Source organism: Flavobacteriales bacterium, assembly GCA_019694795.1.
Taxonomy (GTDB): Bacteria; Bacteroidota; Bacteroidia; order Flavobacteriales_D; family UBA2798; genus UBA2798.
In genome coordinates this window covers 39,425-52,017 of record JAIBBF010000010.1, presented here as the reverse complement: position 1 = coordinate 52,017, position 12,593 = coordinate 39,425, and the positions used below count along the sequence as shown (strand labels likewise).

The window sequence follows — 12,593 nt, the reverse complement described above, 5'->3', positions numbered from 1 at the left end:
TTTTATAGAGCCGTAAGTTTAGATCACTTACGGCTTTTTTATGAAAAAACGGATGCTTTTTTATTTGATCTTAATGATCATGTTTAATGCTTGTTCAACGAATGATACGGCGCCTCAAAACGCATATCGTTCAAGGTTACAGCAATTATCAAAAGAAGAACTTAATACGCAATATCTCGCACTGAGAAAACGGGTCAATTATTCGAGGGAGCAATTGTTATCGCGGTATAAAAACGGAAACAAAACAAAAACACTCGATGATGCCAAATTGTATTTGATGGGAGTTTTATCGGATTCTTTATTTCAATATTGGTACGGCACGCCCTGGGATTTTAACGGGATAACAGAAACACCGCAGGACGGAAAAATTGCATGCGGATATTTTGTAACGACTACTTTACTTCATAGCGGATTTGTTTTGGACCGTGTTACACTTGCGCAACAAGCTGCCAGTGTTATTATCAATACACTTTGTGAAGAAAAAAAGATTAAGGTATTTACCAATGGAAACCGTTCCGGATTAAAAGAGTATTTAAATAAATGCGATAACTCAATTTTTATTCTTGGTCTTGATTCGCATGTAGGCTTTGTTCAAAAGAAAGATACTTCCATTGTTATGATTCATTCCTCCGGATTTTCACCATGGAAAGTGGTGAATGAACCATTTGATGATTGTGCAGCCATTCAGTATTCGCAGTTTTTTATGATTGGTGATTTGTTGGGAAGTAAGAAATCGCTGCTGAAATGGTTAGGCAAAGAACGTTTTGAAATGGTGAATTAGTTGTGTTTGGAATGGAGTTTTGCCAGGTATTCCTGTTCGGGCTGACCCGGCGTTGCAATGTATTCTGCAGTTAGATTTAAGGCATGCAAATCCATAATGGTGGAATAACCCGAGCGACAGATAATGTGTTTCGATTTTGCATAAAGCATTAATAATTCATCATCCATAGCTAAATCTACCACAGTTACAAATTCAGAAGGAAAAATCAGGGTAGAAGGAGCACAAGTGCCGCGGATCAGTGCAATTTTTTTACCGGTGTTTTTAAACCGTTCAATCATTTGCATTTCAAACCTTGTTCTGCTTGGTTCAGGTCCGGATATTACAATGACTACATCCAGCGTTGCTTCTGCAGGAGGTAAGGTTACTCCGGAAAAACGGGAGAGTGGACCAATATATTTACAGTTTTCAGGAAGTGTGTTTCCATGAGATAGCTCTCCCGATAATGAAGGTTCCGTTTCAACATCCGGAATCCAGCATTCGTTGTATCGCCTGATATAAGAGGAATTTATTTTATGAATTAATTTTTCGAATAATCCGGTTTTGATAAAAACCTGATGGGTGATAAAAACACAATGCACATTTTTATTGTACAACCCGAAGCGGTTATCGGAAATCACTTTCGTGATTTTGTGTTTTTCTATGATGCTTTTTAACTGGATATGTTCTTTTGAAATGCTTCTGATCAATTTCGGAAATTGATAAAGCATTTTCAATTTCATCCATCGCTTATTCGCATAATTGATTTCCATTCCCGGAAAATGGATGTATTCAAGTTGAGGGTACCTTTTTTTTAAATATTCCCCGGCATCTCCGTATCCGGCGATTAATAGATGGTGACCTTCGTTCAGGAAACGGTCGATAAGCGGCACGCAGCGACTGGCATGACCTAAACCCCAATTTAAAGGGGCAATAAGAATTCGTTCCTGATTCATCATTTCGGCCTCCAAAATACATCAATCTGAACAATTCAGCGAATCTTGTACATTTGTTCAATTCAATCTGCAATGGGTAAAAACAAACTTGAACGTTGGGCCGAAATGGAGGGATTTCCGCATGTTATTCAGGATTCGCGTGCTGAATTAATGAAAACACCTCATGCTATACAAGGGAAATGGAATTCGGATTTTTTTAAAAATGAACATCCGATTGTTTTAGAGCTGGGTTGTGGAAAGGGTGAATACACAGTTGGCTTAGCACGACGCTTTCCCAATAAAAATTTCATTGGTATCGACGTTAAAGGGGCGCGGATTTGGCGTGGTGCGAAAACGGTATTGGAGGAAAAAATTTCCAATGCAGGATTTATCCGGACTAGAATCGATTTTATAGCCGCATTTTTTTCACCGGGTGAAGTAAGTGAAATATGGCTGACATTTTCCGACCCACAGCCTCGTCCGCAATGGGAGAAAAAGCGTTTAACCTCTCCATGGTTTTTGGAAAGATATACCCGTCTGTTGGGTAAGGATGGAATTATTCATGTAAAATCAGATAGTGATTTATTGTACGAATACACAAGGGAAGTAATTCGTCGTTATCAATTGAAGTGTATTGTTGACACCAATGATTTATATGGCGATGATTTCAATTCATTCGATGCGGAAACCAGAGATATTCTCGACATCCGCACCTTTTATGAAGAGATGTGGTTATCGAAAGGAAAGAAAATAAAATACCTGAAATTTATATTGCTTGCCGATTTTAAACGTCGCGATGATATTATCATAGAAATGGATCCTGCGCTTGCTGCATTGGAAGAATATTATAAAACTGTAGATGGCATTAAAACCCGTTAAACTTTCGGAAAAGAACAAAGATTTTTTTCAGCAGGTACATGAAGTCGCCAAACTTGTACCTTATGGAAGAGTTACATCCTATGGAGCAATTGCAAAATATCTTGGGGCTGCACGTTCATCACGTATGGTGGGCTGGGCTATGAATGCAGCGCATGGCGATTCTGGCATACCTGCTCACCGGGTGGTGAACCGCATTGGATTGTTATCGGGTAAAATGCATTTTGCAACACCGGATACCATGCAGCAATTATTGGAAGCAGAAGGAGTAATTGTTATTGATGATCAGGTTCAGAATTTTGATCAGCTTTTTTGGGATCCCATGAAAGAATTAAAAATTTAAATTCCATTTTCAGTGTACGGCGTGTAATAAGGTGTGCAATCCGGACATTTTTCCAAATGAAACACCACTTTACCGTTTAGGTTTACAAATCGGATCCAGGTTTGTTTATTCTTTTCATCTTTTTCAACAGCGAATTCTGCAACGGAATTGAGGATGTCTCCAACCGGATAAAAGATTACGCGCTCTTTTTCTGCCCAAATAGAATACGTAATACCCGTATTATTCGGTTCAGAAATTGACACGGCATGGTAGGAAATGATTAATCCGTCGATCTCTTCACTTTTTTCGTAAAAAATATATTGTTGATCCGGTATCAATGCCGAATCGAGCGTTTCATTTCCATTGGCATCAAATGAGATGTATTCCACTTTTTCCAATTTCCAGATTCCATTCCCAGTTGAAAGTCGTTTAAATAATACATCCTCCGGGTTTATTGGATCATCTTTTCCGCATGATGAAAAAAGTGATAAGCAAAGAATCGTAATCAGGCATCCTATGTATTTCATTTTTTTTCGTTTAATAGATTAATTCGGAAAACCAGCGAGGCATTCAAATAGGGTCCCCGAAATTTATTCGGAATAACATTATTCTGATAATCGTAAATACCGGCGCTGCAATTGGCATCAAATTGTGCAACATCTTTGGGGAAATATTGCGAGCAAATGTTTTTACCCGGACTATCATCTGAAAAGGCACTCAGATACTGTTCATCCGGATTTCCATCTGCAAATGGGAGGGGATAGTATGCAGTAAATTGAATCATTCCATACTTAAAAATGGGGATTCTTATAACAGCCCCCACATTCAGATCGGTTTGTGGTGTTCCTCTGTAAATTCCGTTAAGCCAATATTCAGAACCGTATGACATGTTTGATTCGCCATATGAAAATGATTTTGAATAAATAGCTGCAGACCTGTATGTGACTCCCATTAAGAACCCCACGCTGCCGGTTTTTAAGAGTTTGCCCCCAATATCAATGTTCATGTCCCAATTCACAAATTGAAGACTTACCTGTCGACCATTCAGGTTATTGAATTGCGTACTCCTTTCCTGACGATATTTCACTTTTGAAAAGTCAAAGCCCAGTGTTAGTTTTTCCAATTGCAAAAACATTCCGCCACCAAAATTTAAACCCGCCATGCTTTCATCAAATTTATCGAATGGGGTTTTTATGAAAGATGAATAGGCGGAATTATAGCTGGAAATAAAATCGTTTAAAAGACCAGGCTTAAATTGATTATAATTATAACCTCCATGTATTGTAATCCAAAGATTATCCTGGGAAAAGCAAAGATTCATCCAGCAAAACGAGAAGAGAAGTAGAATTCCTTTTTTCATAGTGAATCAGTGTACGCCAAGTGATATTGAAATTCCGAAATGACTACAATCCAATGTCTGAGATTGATTTGTGTATTGGTAAGTATTTGGGTTTAATTCTTTGTTTACAAATAGAATTTCTTCATCCTTGAACCATGAGTACAAATAGTATAATCGAAATTGCCAATGCAGTTTCTCACTTGTTAGGTAGAGGAAATCAAAAGTCAAGGTGCTACTTGCATTCGTGGGAATTCCAAAAAATGAAGCGCTTTTGTAATAATATTTCCAATCGGGTTCTTCGCTTGTTTTACCTTTAATTTTTAGCCGTGAAAGTTCAACCGGATAAAGGTTAAAACCTAATTTAAATTTCGATTTTGCAATGGGGTAATACCCGAATCCGATAATGGATAGGGTTGAAAATTTTACGCGCATTGTTCGACTTTGATCCTGGCCTTCTGCCTTTACTGTTTTTCTTAACCATTGAAGCCGGAATAAATCAAATGAAAATTTTGAATCCCACTCATGCATTCCAAATCCGATATTAACACCTGGTAAGAAATGAATTTCATTCATCTGATTCGTTAGCCAGGGACGTGTATCGTTGTATCGATTAATAATATGGTTTAGAGGTTGCCAGACTGGTATTCCACTACTAAATCCAAAAGTTTGGGCATTTGCTAATCCGGAGCAGCAACATGAAATCAAAATGAAAACACGCAAAAACTTCATCAGTTCAAAACTAAATCAAATTCGCATTCAAAAAGGTGGGAAAGAAATAGGATTATCAAGATATAAAAGTGAAAAAGCCCGAACCTTTCGATCCGGGCTTTTCAGCATGAAGATATTTTTTATTCAACGATAATTTTACGGATAGATTTACCCGAAGCATTTTCGAGACGAATGAAATATACACCAGGTACCATTTCGTTCACGTCGATCTGAGAATTACCGCTTGTTGTAGTTTTTGTATAAACAACACGTCCTGTTACATCATACATTTCTACAGAATAGTTTCCGTTGGAAGAAGAAATGTAAAGCATGTCTTTGGCCGGATTTGGATATACATTGAAACCATTTTCCGAAAGTTCACCAATTCCAACAGCACCTACCGTTACAGTGGCAGAAGAGCGTGGACCAGGACAATCAAAGTCAGGTAAAGTGATATGCCAATCGTAGAAGTAGTAATACAAGGTTGTACCCTGGTTGTTACCCGTAATTGAAATCGAGCTACCAACAGCATAAGGATAAGCAACGTCGCCTGAGTTACGTTTTAAACGTGGACCAGGATTTCCCCATCCGGGAATAGCTTGGTTGGTGATTGCATCAGTTGTAAGATAATATCCAGTACCAGGAGTTAAAGCGAAATTTAACGTGATATCGCTGGAGTCAACAGGGATGTTCACTGAAGCAGAATTAAGTAATGTTCCGCCTGAGCTGTAAAGTTGAATTAAACGAGTTCCTGCGATATCAGTATACACTTTCACAGTGTTTAACGTGCAAGCTTCAGTTACATCGAAATACATTTTTGCATTAGTTGTATTTCCGCTGTACACATTTGCTCCTGTTACATATGGTTTACCACCTGTAGCAGTTCCTCCTGTAAAGGTGGCAACATCTTCTGCATAATAAGTTGTAGTAGTGTTGATGAATGGAGTGGTCCAGTTATTACCAGTACCAACTAAATTTCCTCCGCTTGCTGCATCGTACCATGAAATGGTAGTACCGGTAGCAGTAAGGTTAGCCGTTCCGGGAACAGGAATATTTACATCGGAAGTTGTTGGAGCAGTAGCTGCATTTACTGATACAGTAATCGGAGTGGATGTGAAGTTTCCACAAGCACCTTGAACTGTCATCGAATAAGTTCCGGCATCAGTTACGGTAATGGATTGGGTGGTTTCACCGTTCGACCAGCTATAACCGTTCGGGTGAGAGCTTCCGCTTAATACCACTGATTCTCCATAGCAAAATTCGGTTGGACCATTCGCAGAAACGCTTGGTGTTTCATCCGGATTTTGAGTTACAGAAACTGTAGGAGATAAAGATCCGCAGTTGTTTCCTGCTGCAGAAACCAATACATTAAATTCACCGGTTGCATTAACTACGATCGATTGAGTAGTTGCTCCGTTCGACCACAAGTAAGTATATCCTGCAGGTGCAGATAAGGTAACGGATTGTCCGGTACAGAATGCATACGATCCATTGCTGGAAGTAATGGATGCAGCCACAGGTGATACGCAATCGTTTTCAATTACAGAAATAAACTGATCAGGAGCCGGATCGTAAATGGTTTGTGATCCTGAAGTCGGCCAGTCGATAACAATTGAATCAATGCTGGTTGCAGAACCTAAACCAAAATGAGCGAATCCGCTGTTTTGAGTACCGTAAGATTCTCCTGCACGAACTTCGCGTGTTTGAACACCCCATGCGCCATAAATGGAAACACGTGCACCAATAGCGTCGATATTAGATGTGGTACCTTTTAAATCTACAACTACAAAATGATTGGAGTTTTTATTGTTAAACCAGATTTTGTCGTCGGTAGAAGAAGGAGAGGTATAGATGTTAGCATATGAAACCGCTAAGTCCATAAATCCATCATGATTTAAATCTCCATTTGCAGGTGCATAAATAATGCTGCTTCCGAAAAGATTGGTTACTTCCGAAAAGGTTAAATCTCCATTGTTATGGAAAAACTTAAAGTTGCTGGAACCACCAATTAATAAGTCGATGTAAGTATCGTTATCGAAATCCGCAAACAAAGTTTCAATTGGAGTCATACCTGATGTAGTGATTCCTGAAGTTGTATTTTCAGTATATACACCAGAACCGTCATTGATGTAGAGTTGACTTTCATGATCGTGATTCGTAAGAACTAAATCGAAATCATTGTCATTGTCCACATCACCAAAACAAGCGGTCCAACTTTGCCATCCTACTGCAATGTTTGCAGAAGTTGCCATTTCGGTATAGGTACCATCTCCGTTGTTACGGAACATGATATTGATACGGCGTGGATCGCTGGTTGCACCCGGACCAGTTACGGCCTGGCGACATTTTGCAATGTATAAATCAAGATCACCGTCGTTGTCGAAATCGGTATAAACTGAACCATAGTTTCCGGAATCATCATTCGATGTACCGGAGGTTTGACCAGGTGTAATATCGAAATTGATGATGGTGGATGCACTAAATGTTCCGGATCCGTTGTTCAGGAAAATATGCGCCGGAGCATTGTCATCACACGAAAAAATGTCGGTAGAACCATCATTGTCAAAATCACCCAGGGTGATGTTCTGCACAAAGAAATTTCCCGGACTTAAATTCTGAACGGTTACTGAAGTACCATTCGCATTCATCATTAAAACACGAAGAGGATAGGAAGTGGAGTAACCACCCGCAACAACGTCTTTATAACCGTTATTGTCGAAATCGGCAACTGCCATACCCCATGCCCAACCGGAACCGCTTCCAACTGCTCCGAAATTGTGGGTTACAAAATTCTGACCCGGACGTTGCTCATCGATTACAAGAATATAACCCTGATCAAGACGAACGATATCGTCCATTCCGTCATTGTTCCAATCCACAACGGTAATTGGACAACCACTGTTAAGGCCATTGGAAAGACGTGCAGATGCATCTGTAAATGCTAATTGCGCATTTGCAGAAATCATCAATCCTCCAATACCAAAACACGTAAGTAAACTTTTCTTCATGCTTAAAGTTTTTGGTGTAATTAGAAATGTGTTTGTTTGATTGAGCCCTCAATTTACATAAATATGGGGCACCTACCAATCATAAAAGGGAAAAAATCACTCGGTGATTCGGATAATTTTTTCGCTGATCCAGCCCTTTTCGGTCCGTATTCTCAGAATGAAAATTCCTGAATAAGCAGGTAATCGAAGCATTTTGATGCTTTGGAAATAATCAATAGAGTTGATTGTCAGCTTTTTTCCACTCAAATCATAAAGTTCGATTTCTTGGATTTCTACCGAAGAACTACTTATCATCACAAGACCATCTCGGGATGGATTCGGATAAATTTTTAGCTGGCTCCTCAATGAAGGATTGAGTCCGGTATAAAAACTTATTCCTCCAATAGCAATACTATCTACCACAATCGGACTAACATCCGAATTCTGATACATGTTTCGGAATGCATCGATGGGGGCTGTATTTAGTGCAAACATTTCGCTTAACCAACCGGGATTAATGGTTTGGTATAAAATTTTTGCGGTGACATTTACATTGCCTGAAAATCCTCCCAGTGGAATGTGATAATGAACCACATCCTTACCGGTTCCTTCTGTGCCGCCATTCCAATTGAAATCCGGATCATTCAATGCGCCGCCAATGATTTTTGTTGTATCATAACTTTGATGTGATGTGCTAAAACCAAAAGGTGGGAGACGATTATCTTTTAAAGGTTGAGCGGCACGTTCCAATACGGTGGTTTTATTTCCATTCACATCACCCATAATCATTTCGTAGATCTGCGTTTGCATTTCGCTGTTGATCATCGTATAGTGATTTTGATATGGACCGGTATTGTTTACAATTTCGCCGGTATTATCTACCACTCCCGATTTAAAGAGCGTATCTCCATTCGCAGCATCGGTAACAACCAATTGCACAAATGCACGTCGTGATGGATATCCGCTGGGGAATTTATGTCCTGCTTTGTTTCTTACTTCCAGGTCAACATACAATGTGTCATTACCAACATAAGGTGTTTGCGTGAAAGTGAGTTTCGCTGTGTTTTGTTTTAATTGGCGACCAATCGTTGCAAGGGTTGAATCGAAATCTTTATCGGGAATGGAATCCAATCCCAGTGCACTTTTATTGTTTTTAATCAGATTCACCATATACGAATTGGCACCGTTGAAGTAGTGAAGGTTAAATGGAGAACGAGGTGCAAGTCCAATACTACCCACCATTAAAATCACCGGATCTTCGATTTGCGGCATGTGGCAGGTCTGACAAGTAGTAAATGAAGCCGGGTAGGCCGAGTTTTTCCATTCGTGGAATGTTGCTTGCTCAATGAATTGTCCGCCGGTTAAATTACCCGACAAATCCGCTGTATTCGTAATCAGTGTATGGCAAGAGGAACACATTCTTCCTTCACTTACGTGTGTGCTGAATGTGGGATTAATTCCAACATACAATTGCATATTGCCTTGTACGGGATTATCGAATGGACCATACTCTGCACGGAATCCATCGGGACCATAATGCACCGTATCGTAAGGGATATTTCCGGAGAAGGTAGTGCCAACGCTGGGATCAATAGCGTGACATCCACTGCAGGAAACGCCATCAAGTCCTAATGAATCATTTTCAAGGTCAGCAATGGTGTAGGGGAGTAATCCTTTGTATTCGGCGGTATATCTTCCGGTAGGGGCGTGGCATTTTGTACAGGTGCTTTGCAATTCATCGGCATGTCCCGGATTAACGGTGATTTCCTGACTCACTTTCGCTCTCCACAGAGGATCAATAGCAGAAAGGGCCATCATGCTGGTGCGCCAATCGGAATAGAGATTTACATCGGTTCCGTTGTTGTCTACCATGGCAATGGCACTGGGATCCGGTCCATGACAACCTCCGCAATTAAATGAATGCATGAAATACTCATCCTGTGCAAGAGGAGCACGGTTTTGAGTTACGTTATGATGCATTACGTTTTTTACATGCGAACGAAACAAGGATTTCGTTTCAACTTTTTTACCCATTACGGTAACAACCGCAAGAGAAATAAGAATTATAAAGACCGACTTTTTCAAACCCCATTTATTTAATGCCCAAAATAATGAAGTTTATTTAGTAATTCAAGTAAGTTTTAGGTTACGGTATCTGCCTTTGTTTAGCCCGGATGGGAATTCTGCTTGAATAACCTTTTTTATCCATTCGTTTACAATAGATTTTATAGACGGAAGCGGCATCTTTTTTTTGACCAAGATCATAGTAGGCATCTGCCAGTTGAAGGCAAGGCCCGGGAATATCAGGCAGGATATTCATCAGGCAGGTGTTTACTTTAATGCTTTCTTCAAGCATTCCTGCTTTGTAAAGAAATAGACCGAAATCTCCAAAATAGAGGGTATAATTTTCATCGGTCCAAAACTCACCAAAATAATATTCCTTACGGGCAGAATCCAATTCCGATTTCCGGCTGAAATCGAGCAAATATCCGTTGTCCCAATATTCCATTGCATCCTGCATAATTTGGGCTGCTTCTTTATATTTTTCTTTCCGAAATAATTCAAGCGCCATGGTATGAGCGGTAACAATCATGCGGTCGCCATATTCTCTTGAATTGTAATAGCTCATCGGATATTCTACTGTTTCCAACAGTTCGGAGGCTTCAATGAATTTCCCAATGGTGATAAGGGAATCGGCACGTTCTATTTTTGACCAATTGTCATCGGTAAATTCAGCTTCCAGGTGATGGAGTTTTTTCCCGTCCCAGAAAAATTTTTCTGTCACCACCGTGGCTTTAAACGGAATTTGTGAAGGCAGGTAAATGGTATCTCCGGAAATGGTCATTTCCCAATAGGCTTTGGCTTCGTTGTACCAAAAGTCTTCGAGGGTGTCGGAATAAATGGTGTTGAATTTCCCTTTTGATTCGCGGATCAATTGAAGGTTCATGCTTTCGTAGTGGAAAGCAAGAATCAGATGTCCTGTTTTTTTTGGTTTATTCTTTAATGCAGTTACATCAAATTGCAGCCAGGAGTCGCCCAATTCTTCCCACCGGAATGCAGTAGAATCATATTGAGCTGTTGCTGAAATGCATAGCCAACTAAAAATTACAATCAGAATCCGCATAGTTTCATTTTGAAATTAAATATAGGAATAGCACGAATATTTCCATGGTATTTCGATCAAGCGCTTAAATTTGTAAAAAATTTGCTATGATCGACAAAGTAAAAGAAGCGCTGTCTAATGTCATTGAACCCGATTTAAAAAAGGATTTGATTGCATTGGATCTGGTTTCGGATATTCAGATAAATGAGAATGTAATTTCTCTTACCGTTCGTATCAATAATCCTGCTTTACATTCGAGGAAACGGATGGAGGAAGCTTGTCGTTTTGCCATTGAACGATTTTTAGGGAAGGATTATCAGGTGAATGTAAACGTTATTGCTCTTGGGGCCGACCGTGCACCTGAACAGCGTTCGATTTTGCCAGGTGTAAAAAATATAGTTGCCATTTCATCTGGAAAAGGTGGCGTAGGTAAATCAACAGTAACGGCCAATCTCGCTGCGGGACTCGCAAAAAAAGGGTACAAGGTTGGATTGATTGATGCAGATATTTACGGTCCCTCCATGCCCATCATGTTCGATTGTCAGCATGAAAAACCTATGGCAATTGATGTGGACGGCAAATCGCTGATAAAGCCCATTGAAAGTTACGGGGTGAAATTGTTATCCATTGGTTTTTTTGCCGAGTTGGACCAGGCCATTGTTTGGCGTGGAGCTATGGCATCAAAGGCCTTAACACAGATGTTCCGCGATACCTATTGGGGAGAATTGGATTACATGCTCATCGATTTACCTCCGGGCACAAGTGATATTCATTTAAGTTTAGTTCAATTGGTTCCTTTAACCGGGGCTGTTATTGTGTCTACTCCGCAACAAATTGCATTAGCCGATGCCCGCAAAGGAGTGGCTATGTTTAAACTCGATTCCGTAAAAGTTCCGGTGTTGGGTATGATCGAAAACATGGCCTATTTTACACCCGCAGAACTTCCGGAAAATAAATACTACATATTCGGACAAGGCGGTGCAAGGCAATTATCCGAGCAATTGGAAGTGCCTTTTCTTGGGGAAATTCCACTCGTTCAGAGTATCCGCGAAAGCGGCGATGCAGGCCGTCCTGCTGTATTACAGGAAGGAACGCCCACAGCTATTGCTTTTGAATTATTAGTGGCTAACTTTGTTGAGCAGGTCAATTGGAGAAACAATCACCTTGCACCGACCAAACCAGTACAAACCACAGGAGGATAAATGAGCGAAATTCATTCCAAAATAGAAGCTGCAATTCATAAAATCCGTCCTTTTTTAGAAGCAGATGGTGGCGATATCGAGTTGGTTCGTATTACGGATGACCTGGTAGCCCATGTTCGCTTATTGGGAGCATGCAGTAGTTGCAGTATGTCGGTAATGACCATGAAAGCGGGTGTGGAAGAAACCATCCGTAAAGAGGTTCCTGAAATTAAAGCCGTAATTGCCGTTAAGGATGAAAGTCTGGCAGCGCATTAAATTTTTTATCCTCTCCTTTAGCGCATAATCACTTATTTTTTGCAATGCCCAATCGGCTGGTTATATCGAATGGCATTATTTGTTACATTTAGAGATATTCACATTATTC

General features: G+C 40.1%; 12 protein-coding genes. 5 read left to right on the top strand and 7 right to left on the bottom strand.

Features of this window, described 5'->3' with window-relative positions:
• Positions 1-40: 40 nt before the first annotated feature.
• Positions 41-781: a hypothetical protein gene (locus tag K1X56_05305; GenBank protein ID MBX7094117.1), complete on the top strand. Its 741-nt coding sequence runs from the start codon at positions 41-43 to the stop codon at positions 779-781.
• Here the strand turns inward: K1X56_05305 and K1X56_05300 are convergent.
• On the bottom strand, positions 778-1,716 hold the full coding sequence (locus tag K1X56_05300) for a glycosyltransferase (protein MBX7094116.1): 939 nt from the start codon (positions 1,714-1,716) through the stop codon (positions 778-780). The genes K1X56_05305 and K1X56_05300 overlap by 4 nt on opposite strands.
• A 69-nt stretch (positions 1,717-1,785) precedes the next feature.
• Here K1X56_05300 and trmB point away from each other — a divergent pair, with 69 nt between their 5' ends.
• Together trmB and K1X56_05290 are read left to right on the top strand one after the other, a co-directional pair.
• A complete protein-coding gene (gene trmB / locus K1X56_05295) occupies positions 1,786-2,571 on the top strand; it encodes a tRNA (guanosine(46)-N7)-methyltransferase TrmB (GenBank protein MBX7094115.1) in 786 nt (261 codons plus the stop codon).
• A complete protein-coding gene (locus tag K1X56_05290; protein ID MBX7094114.1) occupies positions 2,552-2,911 on the top strand; it encodes an MGMT family protein in 360 nt (119 codons plus the stop codon). Before trmB ends, K1X56_05290 begins: the two co-directional genes overlap by 20 nt.
• On the opposite strand, the gene K1X56_05285 is transcribed toward K1X56_05290, so the two are convergent.
• The 6 genes from K1X56_05285 to K1X56_05260 form a co-directional block, all read right to left on the bottom strand.
• Entirely contained in the window at positions 2,908-3,417 is a 510-nt protein-coding gene (locus K1X56_05285) for a hypothetical protein (protein MBX7094113.1), read from the bottom strand. The two genes, K1X56_05290 and K1X56_05285, sit on opposite strands and share 4 nt — an antisense overlap.
• On the bottom strand, positions 3,414-4,250 hold the full coding sequence (locus K1X56_05280) for a hypothetical protein (GenBank protein ID MBX7094112.1): 837 nt from the start codon (positions 4,248-4,250) through the stop codon (positions 3,414-3,416). The genes K1X56_05285 and K1X56_05280 overlap by 4 nt, the downstream gene beginning before the upstream one ends.
• Positions 4,251-4,256: 6 nt before the next feature.
• The gene (locus tag K1X56_05275) at positions 4,257-4,958 is read right to left on the bottom strand and encodes a hypothetical protein (GenBank protein ID MBX7094111.1); all 702 of its coding nucleotides are present in this window, start codon (positions 4,956-4,958) and stop codon (positions 4,257-4,259) included.
• 119 nt (positions 4,959-5,077) lie between these two features.
• Complete coding sequence (locus K1X56_05270) at positions 5,078-7,945, bottom strand: FG-GAP-like repeat-containing protein (GenBank protein ID MBX7094110.1); 2,868 nt, start codon at positions 7,943-7,945, stop codon at positions 5,078-5,080.
• Positions 7,946-8,041: 96 nt separating this feature from the next.
• Positions 8,042-10,009: a T9SS type A sorting domain-containing protein gene (locus K1X56_05265; GenBank protein ID MBX7094109.1), complete on the bottom strand. Its 1,968-nt coding sequence runs from the start codon at positions 10,007-10,009 to the stop codon at positions 8,042-8,044.
• Positions 10,010-10,070: 61 nt separating this feature from the next.
• Positions 10,071-11,048 carry a hypothetical protein gene (locus K1X56_05260; protein MBX7094108.1) on the bottom strand — a complete coding sequence of 326 codons (978 nt, stop codon included), beginning with the start codon at positions 11,046-11,048 and terminating at the stop codon, positions 10,071-10,073.
• A gap of 86 nt (positions 11,049-11,134) precedes the next feature.
• On the opposite strand from K1X56_05260, the gene K1X56_05255 reads away from it, so the two are divergent.
• Together K1X56_05255 and K1X56_05250 are read left to right on the top strand one after the other, a co-directional pair.
• Positions 11,135-12,229: an Mrp/NBP35 family ATP-binding protein gene (locus tag K1X56_05255; protein MBX7094107.1), complete on the top strand. Its 1,095-nt coding sequence runs from the start codon at positions 11,135-11,137 to the stop codon at positions 12,227-12,229.
• Positions 12,230-12,484, top strand: a complete 255-nt coding sequence (locus K1X56_05250) for a NifU family protein (GenBank protein ID MBX7094106.1) — start codon at positions 12,230-12,232, stop codon at positions 12,482-12,484.
• The last annotated feature ends 109 nt before the right edge of the window (positions 12,485-12,593 follow it).